A 16,497-nucleotide genomic window follows, 5' to 3' on the forward strand; every position below is an offset into this window, starting at 1 on the left:
CTTCCAATCATGAAGCCCTCATTTATTTTTGAAAATCTATCATTTGGCGTAATGCCCCTTTTAGAGGCTGCGGTTCCTTGTTGACCAGGCATGCATTTTCACCTAATGTCAATAGTAGGCTTAAGATATACATCCGATAACCCTAAAAAAAGTTCACATACCAACAAATGAGGTGAAAAATGGTGAATAATCGATTCCGCGTGGGAGAAGTAGCACGGCTTTTCAAGCTGCCCGCATCGACTCTGCGTTACTATGATGAAATCGGACTGTTCAAGCCAAAGTATACTGACCCTGAAACATCCTATCGATATTATGGTGTTGAACAATTTCAGGTTCTGGATACCATTATTTTTTTAAGGAAAAATGGATTTTCGTTAAAAGACATTCAGCATCAGTTAGATAAAAGGACTCCGGAAACGACGATGGATATTTTGAAGAAGAAGCTTGAGGAAGTGAGGATGGAAATTTGCCGGCTCCAACGCAGTGCGGCGAGGATCGAAAACAAAATTTCCACAATCGAAGAAGGAATAAAACTTGCCGGTCATCCTGCTTTAACATTTCAGTATTTCCCAAAACGGCCTGTTTCCTATCTGTATTTTGACAAACCTGTCGATCTGATAGAGGAAGGCGACGACATCTATTTAAAGGATAGAGAAACGCTTTCGAGCCAGTCGATCGAGAATAACGGCTTCTTCACCGGAGACATCGGAACGATCGTGGATATGGAAAGCTTGAAGCAAGAAGGACCTGTAAAATACATCGGCTTATTTGAATTGCTGCACGGCGAAAACAGCAATGAATATTTAAACGAAGGTTTGTATGCAAGCTATCCTCATATTGGCCCCTACGAGGACATGAGAAAAAGTTATCAGCTTGTTTTACGTCAGCTGAAAGAGAAAGGATATAAACTTGAAGGAATCCCCGTTGAGATTTCCGTTCTTGATGAGGCTGTCATCAAGGAGTCCGATCATTTTGTCACTTTAATCCAAATTCCGGTGACAAAGTTTTGATTGACCTTCAAGTAACTTGAAGGTTTAGAATACTCCTGTAGCTCATTATAGGAGGAATACATGATGACAGAAACACATCAGCAGCTAATGAAATTACCAGTTAATCAAGTGTTTTTTAAATATTTCATCCCTGCAACGCTTGGATTACTCTTGATGTCAGCGAATATTTTAATTGATGGCCTATTCGTTGGAAATGGGATTGGAACCGCAGCACTGGCTGGAGTGAACCTTTCCTATCCGGTCATTTCTTTGATTATGGCCATCTCTCTGTGGGTTGGGATAGGCGGAGCAACGAAGTACTCTATCAGCATCGGGGAGAATCGTCCTCAAAAGGCAAGCAGCGTTTTTTCTCTGGCTCTCTTCTCTACACTAATCATCAGTGCGCTTTTAGGGGTGTTCTGGCTTTTCAATATTCAAGCCATTTCCCTATGGCTTGGCGCTAACTCCGACACCTCTTCTTACGTCATAGAGTACTTAAACATCATGTTTTTATTCGGCTGGGTCATCGCATTAGAACAGGTCTTAAGTATTTTTGTAAGGAATGACGGCAGTCCAAAGCTTTCGATGATAGCTCTTGCAACAACATCGATTGTGAATATCATTCTGAATTTTTATACAATCATGATTTTGAACATGGGGGTAACAGGTGCTGCGATTTCAACGGTGCTTGGCGGATTCGCCGGACTGCTTGTATTATCCCTGCACTTCTTTAACCGTCAAGCGCAACTGAGAAAGCTGGCGTTTCAGTGGTCCCGGAAATCCCTTCTGCATATCTTTGCCATCGGGTTTCCAAGTTTTCTGGCGGAGGCCGGGCTCCTCATATTTGTAACAGGGTATAACCTGGCGATGTCCGAATTGGCAGGCACGGGAGGGGTCGCTGCCTTCTCGGTCATCAACTACCTTCACGGGTTTATGTTCCTGTCCTTCTTCGGCATTGAAATGGCGCTTCAGCCAATGATCAGCTATTATCATGGTGCTGAAGAAAGCGAACGAATCAAAAGCAGCATGAAGATTGGGGAGAAGACCGCTGTTATCCTGGGAATTCTTTTGCTCGTTATCGGTTGGGTGGCTGCACCGTTCCTTGTAGGTTTATTCGGAATAGAATCAACCGAAATCCAGGAGCTGGCCATCGATGGAATCCGCCTATTTTTTATCGGGTATATCTTCCTTGGCTATAACTTTGTCTATATGAGTTACTTTCAATCCATTGGCCGGGCCGGCTCATCGGCTTTGATCATCATATTGCGAAGCTTCGTGTCCCTTCTCATCCTGCTTTGGATTTTGCCTAAGTTTATTGGCGTCACGGGAGTTTGGCTATCCTTGCCGCTTTCCGAGTTTTTTGTCGCCGCCCTCCTCTTTTTCATGACGAGAAAACATGTGATGAAAACAGGAAATCCCGTGTTTGGCAAGGGATGATTTTACAGCCGGGAGTTTCCTCCCGGCTTGTTTCCTATATCTAAGGACTGCATTCATCAATTGAAGATTCAAACAATAATACTTGTCCCTCCTATTTGAAGGTAATGATAGAATACAGGCGCCTGCCTGTCACAGTCTTCGTACGCTGACACGTTCGGCGTAATCGGCAAGTTAAATGTCGTCCTTTGCTAGTTACAGTCCGACAATGGATAGGTAAAGTTATAACTGTCCCGCCAATAAGGCAGGATGGAATGACGACCAAGTGAGCGAAGGTGCAGAAAGTTAAAGGAGTGCTCATACGTATGATGTCTCATAATCGAATTAAATTCCCGGCAGGTTTTGGGCGGGATTGCGTCACTTAGGAATTAACGCCTCTGACGTGCTCCGAAAAGCCCAGCTGCCGCTCACCATGATGACTGAACCAGTTGTCACCGCCGCCCAATACCTCGCGATCTGGCAGGCGTATTCCGATCTCGTTGATGATGTTTCCAAAGGAATCATCAAGCTTGCGACCGGCTTTGAGCCGGCACATTACCCTCCAGCCGTATTAGCGGCTTACCATGCTCGTGACTACCGCGACGCGCTAAAGCGAATGGCCCGCTATAAACAATTGTGCCCTCCCGAAAGCTTGCGTATCACCGAGGAAAGTGAGCACTGCACAATCGAACTGGAATGGTTGGATGATAAGCAACCCGGTCCGCCGCTCTTGATTGGCATTACACTGGCATTTCTTCTGGAACTCGGGCGCCGGGGTACAGGTCAGCCGTTGACAGCGAAGTCGGTCGAGTTTGCACACCCAATGGGCGACATGCAGGCGCTTGAAGCATACTTCGGCTGCCGTATCCGGAGCGGTGCAGATCGGAATCGGCTGACGCTGCATCGAGGAGATCTGGACCGCCCCTTTGTCTCGTATAATGCAGAGTTGCTGGAGATTCTGACTCCCGTGCTGGATCAATCGTTGAATGATCAGCAAAATAGCCTTTCAATCACTGAAGTGGTCAAGTGGATCATGAAACGCACGCTCACAGGAGGGCACCCAGACATTCAGACTGTCGCGGGCGAATTGGGAATGAGCGGCCGCACCTTGCAGCGCCGGCTTACTGATGAAGGCACTAGCTTCAAACAGCTGTTGATCCAAGTCAGACATGAGCAGGCGCGGGAATACTTGGCAGACCCTTCGCTCGATATTAAAGAAGTGGCCTTTCTGATCGGATATGAAGATCAGAACTCGTTCTACCGGGCCTTCCGCCTCTGGGAAGGCGAGACACCTTCTAATTGGCGTAAGCAAACCCGGCTGAATGGACTTAACTAGAATAGGAGAAATGTTTGATGGATATGGGATTAAAGAACAAAACAGCTTTAGTTACAGGATCGACGAAAGGGATAGGAAAAGCCATCGCTATTGAACTTGCCAAAGAAGGTGTTCATGTCCTCATTAACGGACGAAATGAGGAAGAGGCAGAACGAACAGTCAATGAAATAAAATCAGCTTTTCCTGCCACCTCTCCCCAAAACGCCGCGGCTGACATCGTGGATATTAGGCAAAGGGAAGCTTTATTTAAAAAATACCCTCAAATCGATATTTTAATAAACAATATGGGCATTTATGAAATCATGGAATATGAGGACGTTGACGATGAAATATGGGAAAAATACTTCCGCACCAACGTTCTGGCTGCAAACGGTTTAACTAAATTTTATTTGCCTAAAATGCTGAAAAGTGATTTTGGCCGCATCATCTTTATTGCAAGTGAAGAAGCGATGATGCCTTCAGGACAGATGCCTCAGTATTGTATGACAAAATCAATGCTATTATCATTGGCAAAAAGCTTATCAAAATTAACAATCGGAACAGAAGTGACAGTTAATACGATCATGCCGGGGCCGACGCTCTCTGAGAATGTGAAGCAAATCATTGAGGGAATGTACCCTGATGAAGGAATGACTTTTTCAGAAAAAGAGAAGAAATTTATGACCACAAACCTGCCTCAATCCGAAATACAGCGATTTATCAAACCTATTGAAATCGGCAGACTGGCGGCATTTGTATGCAGTCCTTATGCATCCGCATTTAAAGGGTCTCCGATCCGTATGGACGGAGGAATGGTGCCGACTATTTTTTAAGATCTCCTGTTCAAAATAGACTTCGTCAAAACGAAAAACAAGCTGGCGACAGTAAGCGTCAGCTTGCAGCTTTTGATGAAGATCAGCTTCTCCCCTTTTGATCAACTTTCAACTGAATACTGTTGGACTTATAGATGATCTTCACTTTATATTTGCTTGGCAATCCTCTGGTTTCGACGGAAGAAAATGAGCCATGACGCTTGCGGAAGGTTATGACCGCCGATCCATCAGCCGGAATGTAATTGTCTATAAAATTGAGACGTAATGTCCCCTTTAATCTTGCTTTTCCTTTAATTTTCAACTGATCTTTTTTTCCGCTGAGATGAAGTTCAAGTATTCCTTCAGCAGATTGTTTGTAGTCTCCCCCGATCATCAGTTTTCCCGGCACATCTTCCCTAAGGGTGCCCCTTCCCAGTGAAACATCACCTCTCCCGAAAGCTGTCTCCGAACCGCCCTCAAGCGTCCCTTGATCAATCCGTGTACCGCCGGAATATGTATTTTTCCCTTCCAGCTTCAAAGTGCCTGTCCCCTTTTTGGTCAGCTTTCCAGCGCCGGAGATGTCGTTGCGCCAGCGATCCGTTGCTTGGAAGCCGCCTTTGGCAGCATCCATCTTCACGGTAACATCTTTGGTAAAAGCACCATACCCATCTGCGGCGGAAAAGAGATTAAGCCTTCCCCATCCTTCCGCATCATCAAGAACAGGATAGCCGGCCGGAAGACCGGTAGTTGCTAAAATCAAACGGCGCTGCTTTTTGTCAAGGTAAGGAAAACGCGTTTCCAGCAGGACTTCGGCTCCCTTTGGAACTGCCATTGGTTTAGCGGTTGTCTTCATTTGACGAAATCCATATGTCAATCGTTCCGTATATTGTTTTTTATTCGTTTCATAATCGCTGTATCTGTCTTCGCCTGTCCCGGTTTGCGTTAATAGTTTACGATGAGCTTCATCATAAGCGGCTTTCTTCAATCTTTCATTGTCGGGATCAGACAGAATCGCAGCTGACAACGCTGTTGCCATGACCCTTCCCCCCATGACGTCCAGCGGGGAATGCATACCGGCAACAATCCGGTTATGACCGAGTTCAGAAGCGCGAGTCAGCAGCTCCTGATAACGCTCTGGTATCGCATAGGCCATGGCAAAAGCGCTGAGATATGCGGCGTTCGTATGTCCGCTTGGAAAACCTCCGTCTTTGTTCGGATCAGGATTGATGACGGGAATAAGCGTTGGAACAATGATCGAATTGTCTTTCCAGCGAAACGGACGGGGATAATTGAAATAGCCTTTAGCCGGATTCGATGAAGAATAGTTGCCGCGTAAAGTATTGACCAAGCTCACGACATGTCCAAGTTCCGAACTGGTGCTGCCTGAATTGGTTCCTTCATCATGATATTTTTTTATCGAGGCATCTGCCGGGATGCTGATGATCGTTGTCGTCGCTCCCGCGTTCATTCGATAGACGTCAGCAAGCTTCCCGAGGCCGTCAATAACACTGTAGCTCTGGCCCCTCCGATCATCAAAATATGCAGCATTTTCCTCAAACATCGTGCGGTGTTCAGTAATATCCACGACTTTTTGGATGTTGGCATCCAACACTCTTCTGTTCAGTTTAGTACCGGTATTCCACGTCTTTCCGGGGATCCAAAGTTTATTAAATTCGGAAAGCACCCCGATGACTGGATTGGATTCCACCGTCATATTAGCAGAGATATTATTTTTGTAATGATCTACGAAAAATCCGGAAGACTGCGGCGAAGCTGCAGTTGTTGGTTTAGTTGCCGCGCTCGCATCGCCTACAACCAGAGAACTTAGAAGAAGTGCCAAAGAACAGACAGCTATCAGTAAATGCTTCCTCATCCTTAATCGTTTCATTCTCACATCATATCCCCCTTACTCTTAATCTCCCAACCATCAAGTTCTATATGATCGTATCGTAAATTTGTTAAATCAAATGGCTTGATTTTATTAATGTTTTGTTTATATTTTTCAACGTTCTCTCTAAACAGTTGAAAGATCGTGTATACGCAAACATCGGATTGAAGGCACTGTCAGAGCTTTTTTGGATTCAAAGAAAAAAAGCGCATCCCGCAGGCCGCAAAGGATCTTGGTGAGTTATGTGTCATGCTTGGAAGCGGGAGTGTTTAAAGTGAGAAAGATACCGGCCTAATAGGTAAATGAGAGACAATAAAAATAAGGGGTCTTCGGAATATATCGTGGAATTCATATTTTAATTGCTTGATAAAAATCACATCATAAATCGGATTATATAGTGTAATAATGGATTAATTAAACCCTATTATAATCAGAATCTTTTAAAAAATAACTTGAAAAACATTTTAAATCGAATTACCTTATCTAAGAAAGGAGGATTAAATATGAAAATAACTATTGAAGAATTACCTGAATCAAGGATTGCTTATTTCCGAAATGTTGGGGAGTATGGTGAAAAGCAAAACAAAGAATTAATGGAGAATTTTAAAAAGTGGGCAAAATCGAATGGTGTATTTGATAATTCTACAATTTTAGGCATACCACAAGATAACCCAGAGATTACTCCTAAAGAGGAATGTCGTTATGATGTTTGCGTTGTTATAAATAAAGATTTTAATGTGGAAAAACCAGCTCATGTTGGTGAATTTTCTGGTGGGAAATACGCTGTTTTCTTGCTTGACCATACAAAAGAGGCAGTCAGTGAATTTTGGGGCAATATTTTTTCTGAGATAGAAAGAAATAATCTATCAATAAGAGAACAACCAATTATAGAAAGATATACCTCACAAATGATTGATAATCATTTGTGTGAAATATTAGTTCCTATACAGTAACGAAGCAGGGACATTTCCTACCTTCTGTTTAAAGGATGAACAACATGACAGACCTACTATGTATTTCAGATCTAACTGCAGTTGAAGCAGTCGAGGTAATGATATAATAAATTTTACCTTCTTGTTTGTCAAACATTTTTCTGAATTCAGTTAGTGACGGTAGACATACTGACGACATAGCGGGACACGGTAGACTTCGGGAAAGCGGGCTAAAGAAACGGAAGGTTTTCACTAAAGTACATATCAAGAACTTCGTTATATGAAAAAGAGCTGTATTGACAGCTCTTTTTGGTTTCATAAATTAACGCTTCTTCGCAACCAGATATTCAACGACAGGAAATATAACCATTCCCAAGCTTAACACAGCTAACAAAAATATATTAATGGTTCCGTTCACTAATTGATCAGCAAACACAGCTAACAATATCGCAAATAACAGAATAAAATAACTGATTTTCGAGCTTTTCTCGAGAACTTTTTGATCAAGTTCATCACTTTGATCTTCTTCCTTCTTATCCTCCCTAGCCATTACAGAAAAAAACATCATGAAAAATATCGATATCGTTATAATTTCATTGAAACCCACATCTTTTCCTGACATCATTTTGTAAGTTGTGTAAGCTATTGCGATGAGAGTAGCAATACCAATTATAATTGCACCAATTTTCCGCGTGCTCATTTTTCTATCTCTCCCTCTAAAAGTAAATATCAAAATTAAAGGCGGAAAACATTGTGAAGAAAAAAGAAAATTCAATAGAGAGGACAGATCTTAAAATCCAGCCCCTCTCTCCTAATCTTTAAAGCGCTTATGAACTTGACCGAAATCCATTTACACTTATTTATTTTCCTTCTCTAAAAACGCCATAACCGCTTTTGTCAGATTCTGTGCTTCTGCCGGCGCATCCGGTGAGCCGAACATCTTATTTAAATCACTGTGAGATAAGCTGTTGACCCGATACACAAAATCCGTTGCTTTCGCTTTGTTTACGGTTTCCGCGAATTTGTAGACGGCGGGGTCTTCCCAGCGGGTCACAAGATAGGCAGGCGGCAATTTTGAGTTGTTGATGTAGGAAAGCGGCGATGCTTCTGTCCACACCTTTTCGTCTGTGCCGAACACTTTTTTATAAGACGGGATCGCTTCGATGAATCGTTTCATATCCAAGGGTCCATCTAAAACCACAATCGAATTGAGCGAGGCCGGCGTGAGGCCGACACGATTTAAATATGCCGGATTTGCGGCAATTAAGGCGGCCAAGTGCCCTCCTGCCGAATGTCCCATAACATTGATTTTTGACGGATCGATTTGATATTCATCAGCATGATCCATCACCCATTTAACGGCCTTAGCCGCATCATCAGCCATCTCTTCATACTGAACATCGGGATGAAGCCGATAGTTGACAGATACGAAAACATAGCCGTTTTCCGTGAACAATGCCGGCTTCGAAGCAGCCCTGCTTTTGTCGCCGCTTGTCCATCCTCCACCGTGAAGATAGATGAGAACAGGATGTTTTTCATCCTCGTTTGTTTGCGGTGTATAAATATCCAATGTTTGTCTGTCGTCTTTTGCGTAATGAACATTTTCAGCATTCTTGTTGGAAGTACAGGCGATCAAGCCAATACACAGAATCGCCACCCCTGTCCATTTGATGAATCCTCTCAAGTTTAAAAACACCTTTCTTCTTTAGCCAGTATATTTTAAAACGTCTCACGGAACATTCCGGGAATGCTCATCTGTTAATCAGTTTTAAGGCGGCGGAACATTAGCATATGTTTCTAATTATAAACAGAAACAAGAAACTTACAAATTTTAAAATCAATGAGAGAATTAAAGGTTTTTACTGTCGAGGGCTGTAAACCTGCGAGGAAAATATGAGAGGCTGCATTCGCAAAAGCGGCCTGAAAAAGTATTAGACAATTAAGCCGGCAAGAAAAGTACTCCCCGTCATATCGGGGAGTACGATTTTTATGAGTCCTGTGATAGATGGTCGTCTGCTTTTTCTTCGAGCCGAAATGACAGCAAACATATCACGGCTGACTGTAAATCCAACCATTTAAAAACATAGTGGCAGTTCTTCTAAAGCTCTCATCAGAAAATTGCCTTTCCATTTGATCTGCTCCCTTTCACCTTTGATCTCTATATGTTCAAAGCCGCGCAGCAATGTTTGAATTGCGATTTTGGCTTCCAGCCGGGCAAGCGGTGCGCCGAGGCAAAAATGGCTGCCATGGCCAAAGGCAAGGTGGCGGTTATCCTTTCTTTCAATATCAAAGCGGTCGGCATTCGGGAAAACCGTGTCATCGCGGTTGGCTGACGCTAATGAAACGATGATCACATCTTTTCGCTTAATCTCCTGCCCGTGCAATGTAAATGGTTCGGCCGCCCAGCGCAGGGTGGTTAATTCCACTGGACTGTAAAATCTGAGCGCCTCTTCAATGGCTGAGTCGATTAAATCAGGATTTTGACGAAGCTTTTCCAGCTGATCAGGGTGGTTCAGCAAGGCAAAGGTCATATTGGTTATTAAGTTTACCGTTGTCTCATGTCCTGCAACGATAAGGAGCATAATTGTCGAATACAGCTCTTCTATGCTTAATGTCGTTCCTTCGCTTTCTGCCTGAATTAATGCACTGACTAAATCCTCAGCCGGCTCCTCCCTTTTTTTGCGGACCAAATATTCCAGGTATTCAGCGAATTCGCCTATTTTATGCTTGTATTCCTCCAGGCTTTCAGGAGTGTCGGAAAAATCAATAATCGCCTGGGACCAAACCCTGAATTTTTGCCGATCTTCAACTGGAATACCAAGCATCTCACTGATCACGATAATCGGCAGGGGAAAAGCGTAGTCGTCTACAAGATTCATAGAATGGTTCGGTTCTACTTCATCCAATAAGGAATCAGCGATTTGTTGGATTCTTCCTTCGAGCTGCAATATCATCCGGGGAGTAAATGCTTTCTGAACAAGGGACCGCAAACGGCCGTGGTCGGGAGGATCTAAGTTGAGCATATGCTTTGATAAAGGTTCTTCATTTCCCAGAGCGGAGAAGTTTTCTAATTCTTCTTCTGTAAACACATTTTCGTAGTTTTTCTTCATTCTTGCATCCTTTAATATACGGACCGCGTCATCGTACCTCGTAATGAGCCAGCCCTCACCCAGATCTCCCATCGATACGGGATAGACAGGACGGGAAGCGCGTAATCGCTTGTAAAATTCGTACGCTTCATCTTTAAATGCCGCAGAAGACAATTCTCTCTCAGTTAATATGGCGAAGCTCTCCTCTTGTTTTGAAGACATACATCCTACCTCCATCTCTATTTTTGTAAATAACAGCCTGCACCGGAATGATAAACCGCGATAGTGCGTTAGGCTATTCACATCCACTCATTCACAAATATTATAATTCCAGGAAAACCCGCATTCAATCGGCAATCAAGCTGGAGATGTTCATTAATAAACACCTTCCGCATTCATTGTTTAGAAATGAGACGGGGAATGCAAAAAGAGGCATGAAAACAAGTTGAGACCGGCGCTATGCCGATCTCGCTATAAGTAAATTTAAAAATAAAAAGTCCTCTTAGTTTACAGTTCCTTTTCAAGGAACGGCAGTCTAACAGGAGCCCTTCGGTTGTCCGATCGGAATGTATTCGTTTGTTGACGGCCTGAAGTTCTTCCCTTCTCTTGCTTATCGACTTCCGCATCTTTTTTAAAACGCTCATGATATCTGAAGCCGTCGCAAGATTATTGATTTAATGCTTGAGCAGTTTGATCACTTGTTCTTATTTTTACAACAATATATACAATAGCTGATATCCAAACTGCGATGATTCCAATATAAATAGCCGGATATAATGCTGTTTGATTGATCCACGAATGGACAAGCGTTCTTGTGTTGACGAGAATGATCAGTCCGCCGACCAGAACGCCCATTAATCGGGCATGCACCTTCTGCACCAGCCAGGCGGCAATCGGAGCCGCAATAATTCCGCCAATCATCAATGCACCAACCCACAGCCAATTGACTTCTTCCCAGCCGAGAGAAATGAAAAATCCTAACGTTGCCGAAACGGCAATAGCAAACTCGCTTGTGTCAACAGTACCCACTACTTTTCTCGCACTGACGCCTTTTTTGGATAACAAAACTGGAGTGGCAATCGGCCCCCAGCCTCCCCCTCCGGTTGCATCAGCAAAACCCGCGATTAATCCCAGGGGAACGGCTTTTTTTCTCGAAAGGCTGATACCGCTTTTTTGCTCTCCTATTTTAAACATGAATAGAAATCGAGTGAGCACATACACGCCGAGGACAAGCAGAAATATTGAAATATAAGGTTTCGCAAGCTCGCCCGGAATGTTGCTTAAAAAGGAAGCGCCGAGAAATGCCCCGAGTGATCCCGGGATGACGAGTCGTTTGACCGTTTGTTTATCAACGTTTCCAAACTTTATATGCGACACACCGGATGCCGCGGTTGTGACGACTTCCGCCAGGTGAACGGATGCTGACGCAACCGCCGGTGCGATGCCGAAGGCAAGCAGCAATGACGACGATGTCACCCCGTACGCCATCCCTAAGGCGCCATCTATCAGCTGCGCAAATAATCCTATCAAGACAAACACAATCAGCTTTTTCATGTTGGCCTCCCACTTCAATTGGTTTATTTTTATTGTTAAATATAATCTATACTATACCTACCTGTAAAGTGGGAATTTGAAAAATATAAATTTTTTGTATTTTTCATCGACACCAGCAAAAAAGAGCATATGCATGCAAAATGAGCGCCTATCCCCCGGTCTTTTGTCTTATGGATGTTCATTAATGAACACCTTCTGTAATCATTGTTTAGTAATGAAGTTTAATTTGAAAGGTTCATAATGCATCTGCTCCTTTTGCGTTTCACTTACCCCAAAGCGAGCGAGGATGACAACTTTTAAATTAACCGAGGAAGGAAAGAGGCATTAAAATGGGAAGGGAAGAAAACAAATTTGAACCGCTCCCGATTGTCGGGAGCGGTATTTTGTTGACTCATAGCTCTTTGTACATAAAGTAATCAAAATCGGCATGTTGATGTGCTCCGCTTGTATCTTGGCATTGCATTCCCACAAAAGCTCCGGTGAAGAATCCTCCTCCGCGCACATAATCATCTGACAGTTTTTTAGATTCCAACGGGATCTCAATTTTATACCAGTCTTTTTTATTAAAAGAATAGGAGTAATAATATGTTTCCCATTCGACATTTACTCTTAAATAAACATATTGTATGTCCCGCGGGATGACAATTTTGTCTTTTATCGGCTGTGAGAATGTAAAATTATCGCATATCGTTACATCCAAAATGCGCCCAAGGTCTTCATCATAAGTCACTTGAAGAGCCGTCCAGTTTTCGGTGTTGTAGTAATTCACGAGTCCCGCGGCTTGCTGAAAGGTCTCCGGGTTGAAATCAACAGCAGTCTCCGCTGTAAAACGGAGGCTTTGCCAACGCCTGGCTACAAACGCCTGGGTAAATGTAGAGGTTAGTGATTCACGTCCATATAAACGTAAATGATTCGGCCTTTCAGTCAATGATCCTAATTCTTTCGTAAAGGGAATCCGCAATGTCTGAAAGTTCATATTTAATGTCCGATCAGCAAATTGATCGACTTCCTGATATGTCGATGGAAACTTGGTTTCAGATATGCGGGGCGCTTCCACCTCCACCCTCCCCTCTTTTCCGCCTGCCACATAAGGCCAGCCGTCTTTCCACTCTAATTTTTGAATCGCGGTTTCTCTTCCCAAAGGACAATATCCTCTTTGGTGAATAACCGAGTCATCAGCAGGATGAATAGGACGCCCGGTTAAGTGAGCTAAATACCACTCGCCTGTATGCGTTTCCACAATTGATGCATGTCCGCATTTCTGCAACGGATTCCGAGGTTCGTGCCAAGACGTTAAAATTGGATTGTCGGGGTGAATCTCATATGGTCCTTCGATATGTTTTGAACGGGCAATTGTGGCGGCATGCTCGTAACGGGTCCCGCCTTCCGCTGTCAACAAATAGTAATAATCCCCGATATGATAAAGGTGCGGCGCTTCAGTCAGTTTAATATCTGTGCCTTCAAAAATGATTTTCGGTTGATGGATAAGCCTTTTTTCGCGCACGGAAAATTCCTGCATCACAATGCCTCCGAATGAATGGCGGCCGATCCGGTGATCCCACAGCATATTTAACAAATATTTTCTTCCGTCGACATCATGGAACAATGAAGCATCGAAGCCGGAACTATTTAGTTGAATCGGCTCCCCCCAATCTCCATCGACGGTTTCGCAAGTAACTAAATAGTTATGACAGTCTTTCCAGGCTCCATCCACAACTTTTACATCTGTATATATAAGCCAAAACTTTCCTTCACTGTAACTTAGACAAGGCGCCCATACACCGCCTGAGTCGGGATTCCCTTTCATATCCAATTGTGAAACCCTCTGCAACGGATGTGCAATTAAACGCCAATTCACCAAATCTTTTGAATGATGGATTTGCACTCCTGGAAACCATTCGAAGGTGGATACTGCGATATAATAATCTTCCCCTACTCTACATATGGATGGATCCGGGTTGAAACCTTTAAGCACCGGATTGATAATTTTCATCTTCATTCCTCCTCACGGTTGTCTTTAAAATGTATATTTCTACTGAAATTCTTCATAGAGTCCAAGTCACTTTATCTCTATTCTCTAATTCACGTACGACTTTTGCATATTTTTCATCGCTTAAATTGTAAAAATTAATGTCGATCATAGCCAATATAAGGAAAATAACCGGAACTACAGTTGTCGTTAATAATATCCCTGTCAACGCTTCAGGTGTTTGGACCTGGCCTGCGGCATAGCCGAACTTCTCCAATATGAGTCCTGGAACGATTCCGCCGAGTGCCATGCCAAACTTGAAAAAGAAGCCGATAATCGCATAAATCAATCCACTCAAACGTTTCCCTGTCTTATATTCGCCATATTCGATTGTTTCAGGGATAAGCGCCCACATATATCCCCCGGCCGTCACGCTTCCAACTGCGGCAATGACCCGAAAGAAGAGCACCAGAAACACATTGCTTGGCGGAACAATGAGAATGGCTAAAAGTCCAATGATATTTAATAATAAAGCGGCATTTAATAGCTTTCTCTTTCCCAGCCACTTATTGATTCGGGGTATAAACGGCAGGATGGCCAATGCAGGAAGGCTTCCAAGCAAGCCGTACCATTTCACAAGATCGGCTCTGCCTACATTGTACGTCATGTAGTAGATGCCGACGGAATTGCTTATCGAGTTGACGCCAAAAATAATGATAAAGAAAATGCTTAAAACGACTAACGGACGATTCACCCGGAATTGCTCGAATAGATCGGAAAATTTAATTTTTTCTTCGGACATTGGCAGAGTGACCCGTTCTTTTGTACTTTTAAAACAAAAGATTAATAGACAGGCGCCAATTATCCCCAGCATGCTCATCGTCAGCTGCCAGCCAAGAGCCGTGTTTCCTGTCGTATCACCTAAATAAGTAGAAAGTAAAGGAACAAAAAAAGATACGATGAGTCCGCCAAGATTGGCAAAGACCATCCGAACCGAAGTAATGCTGACGACCTCTTGATTATCTCTCGTCATCGCGGAGGTTAATGCGCCGTATGGAACATTTATCGCTGTATATGTGAGTGATAACCCGACATACGTGATATAAGCGTAGATTAATTTTCCGGTATCTGAAAAATCTGGAGTTGTAAAACAGAGGATGGCAAGTACAGCAAGCGGAAACGCGCCGAACAGCAGATACGGCCTAAACCTCCCGAATCTGCTGTTTGTTCGGTCTACTAATGTTCCGATAAAAGGATCGGCAAGCGCATCAATGATTCGAACAATCAGAAACATTGTTCCAGCGGCAGCGGCTGATAAACCATAAACATCCGTATAGAAAAATAACAGATATGTAGAAACCGTGGTGTAAATTAAATTACATGCTAAATCTCCAGAAGCATAACCGGATTTCTCATACATACTAACTTGGTTTACATGTCCACCCGTCATGATTCTTACCTCCTCCACAGCCTTTCAAAACGGCTTTATGATAAGTTTTTATGAAAGCGCATACATTGAACCTGGCAAGCGGCCTTTCAGCCGAAGTGAGACAGATGCTTCACTCGTCAACCACGAATACTAGATTGTAGGTTTATGTCATCTTATCACCTCCATTTTTCAATTTTCGCAAGAATCAGATTTCGAAGGTTGCTTTGATCAGAACATAAAATGATCTCCCTCTTTCATCCACTCCTTATGCACACACTTAGTTTAATCATCAAACTAAGTTTAAGTCAGTTTGAAAATGTTGTCAATCATTAGCAGTGTCTATTTCAATTTCAAAAGAAAAAAACTCGAAAAACCGCGGAGGCCTTCATGGGATATCAGCTTCATTTGTTACAGCGCCGCAGCACCATGATCGGCCTTTTTTCTTAATAAAAGCACAATTTATGGATGCCGTTCGCAAAAAGTGCATCATATGAAAAAGATAAACCCAATTTTTCAGGGAACAATGCCTCATTCTTTCATCTGTGATGAATGATACAATCCCCAGTGTAGTGACTAAAAAGGAGGACCAATCATGAAATTCAGCAAAATCGGTGCCTTACTGCTCACTTTGGCGTGTTTGCTTTTGCCTTTTTCTTCGGCGACTGCAGCAGGTGCCGGTGTATGGGATAATATCGGCACATACGGCATGACGTCGCAAACTCCGATCATCAAATCAAGCGGAGGGAAATTTTATTTTCACAACAACAGCTTTTACGGCTTTACATTTACGCTGTATGAAGTTGACGGGGCGGGAAGCACGCCTGAAATCGCAAGAAAAAATTTCTACGTCGGACCGAAAAGCAACAGTCCGGCGATCGATGTCAGCAGTTTTACAGATGGTGCGAATAAACAAGCAGAACTCGTCCTGTTTAAAGGGAATGATACATATATCACCGTTACTTGTTATGATTGAATTTCCCATAAACAGCAAGCCCGCCGTTTACAGCCGGCGGGTTTTTTTGATCAAGTTCCCTCCTTATACCTATAGGCACAAAAAAGTGCCTATATGACTTAAAAGTGCGTACTTCCGTTTTGGTGTCTTCTGTT

The 16,497-nt window shown here is 43.3% G+C and carries 13 protein-coding genes; 6 read left to right on the top strand and 7 right to left on the bottom strand.

The window, feature by feature from the left end:
* Window positions 1–179: 179 nt before the first annotated feature.
* The 4 genes from KI350_RS01225 to KI350_RS01240 all read left to right on the top strand — a co-directional run bounded on the left by KI350_RS01225 (window position 180) and on the right by KI350_RS01240 (window position 4,550).
* Window positions 180–1,010: a MerR family transcriptional regulator gene (locus tag KI350_RS01225; protein ID WP_206761307.1), complete on the top strand. Its 831-nt coding sequence runs from the start codon at window positions 180–182 to the stop codon at window positions 1,008–1,010.
* Window positions 1,011–1,070: 60 nt separating this feature from the next.
* The gene (locus tag KI350_RS01230) at window positions 1,071–2,426 is read left to right on the top strand and encodes an MATE family efflux transporter (RefSeq protein WP_145608344.1); all 1,356 of its coding nucleotides are present in this window, start codon (window positions 1,071–1,073) and stop codon (window positions 2,424–2,426) included.
* Between the two features lie 409 nt (window positions 2,427–2,835).
* Window positions 2,836–3,738, top strand: a complete 903-nt coding sequence (locus KI350_RS01235) for an AraC family transcriptional regulator (protein ID WP_229029916.1) — start codon at window positions 2,836–2,838, stop codon at window positions 3,736–3,738.
* A gap of 17 nt (window positions 3,739–3,755) precedes the next feature.
* Window positions 3,756–4,550, top strand: a complete 795-nt coding sequence (locus KI350_RS01240; RefSeq protein ID WP_059231394.1) for an SDR family NAD(P)-dependent oxidoreductase — start codon at window positions 3,756–3,758, stop codon at window positions 4,548–4,550.
* 82 nt (window positions 4,551–4,632) lie between these two features.
* On the opposite strand, the gene KI350_RS01245 is transcribed toward KI350_RS01240, so the two are convergent.
* Window positions 4,633–6,417 carry an acid phosphatase gene (locus KI350_RS01245; RefSeq protein WP_059231432.1) on the bottom strand — a complete coding sequence of 595 codons (1,785 nt, stop codon included), beginning with the start codon at window positions 6,415–6,417 and terminating at the stop codon, window positions 4,633–4,635.
* Window positions 6,418–6,920: 503 nt separating this feature from the next.
* On the opposite strand from KI350_RS01245, the gene KI350_RS01250 reads away from it, so the two are divergent.
* Complete coding sequence (locus tag KI350_RS01250; protein ID WP_025811085.1) at window positions 6,921–7,370, top strand: AraC family transcriptional regulator; 450 nt, start codon at window positions 6,921–6,923, stop codon at window positions 7,368–7,370.
* A gap of 301 nt (window positions 7,371–7,671) precedes the next feature.
* On the opposite strand, the gene KI350_RS01255 is transcribed toward KI350_RS01250, so the two are convergent.
* From KI350_RS01255 to KI350_RS01280, 6 genes are all read right to left on the bottom strand, one after another.
* The gene (locus KI350_RS01255) at window positions 7,672–8,049 is read right to left on the bottom strand and encodes a hypothetical protein (RefSeq protein ID WP_025811084.1); all 378 of its coding nucleotides are present in this window, start codon (window positions 8,047–8,049) and stop codon (window positions 7,672–7,674) included.
* 156 nt (window positions 8,050–8,205) lie between these two features.
* Window positions 8,206–9,033 carry an alpha/beta hydrolase gene (locus tag KI350_RS01260; protein WP_095290913.1) on the bottom strand — a complete coding sequence of 276 codons (828 nt, stop codon included), beginning with the start codon at window positions 9,031–9,033 and terminating at the stop codon, window positions 8,206–8,208.
* A gap of 391 nt (window positions 9,034–9,424) precedes the next feature.
* A complete protein-coding gene (locus tag KI350_RS01265; protein ID WP_145685887.1) occupies window positions 9,425–10,660 on the bottom strand; it encodes a cytochrome P450 family protein in 1,236 nt (411 codons plus the stop codon).
* Window positions 10,661–11,104: 444 nt separating this feature from the next.
* Complete coding sequence (locus KI350_RS01270; RefSeq protein ID WP_020452347.1) at window positions 11,105–11,992, bottom strand: sulfite exporter TauE/SafE family protein; 888 nt, start codon at window positions 11,990–11,992, stop codon at window positions 11,105–11,107.
* Window positions 11,993–12,383: 391 nt separating this feature from the next.
* Window positions 12,384–13,985, bottom strand: coding sequence for a xylan 1,4-beta-xylosidase (xynB, locus tag KI350_RS01275; RefSeq protein WP_020452348.1), 1,602 nt, complete (start codon window positions 13,983–13,985; stop codon window positions 12,384–12,386).
* Window positions 13,986–14,037: 52 nt separating this feature from the next.
* On the bottom strand, window positions 14,038–15,411 hold the full coding sequence (locus KI350_RS01280; RefSeq protein ID WP_043054411.1) for an MFS transporter: 1,374 nt from the start codon (window positions 15,409–15,411) through the stop codon (window positions 14,038–14,040).
* A 571-nt stretch (window positions 15,412–15,982) separates the two neighbouring features.
* Here KI350_RS01280 and KI350_RS01285 point away from each other — a divergent pair.
* Complete coding sequence (locus KI350_RS01285; RefSeq protein ID WP_003183823.1) at window positions 15,983–16,363, top strand: hypothetical protein; 381 nt, start codon at window positions 15,983–15,985, stop codon at window positions 16,361–16,363.
* Window positions 16,364–16,497 lie beyond the last annotated feature (134 nt).

This window comes from Bacillus sp. J41TS8, assembly GCF_018333035.1.
Classification (GTDB): domain Bacteria; phylum Bacillota; class Bacilli; order Bacillales; family Bacillaceae; genus Bacillus; species Bacillus paralicheniformis.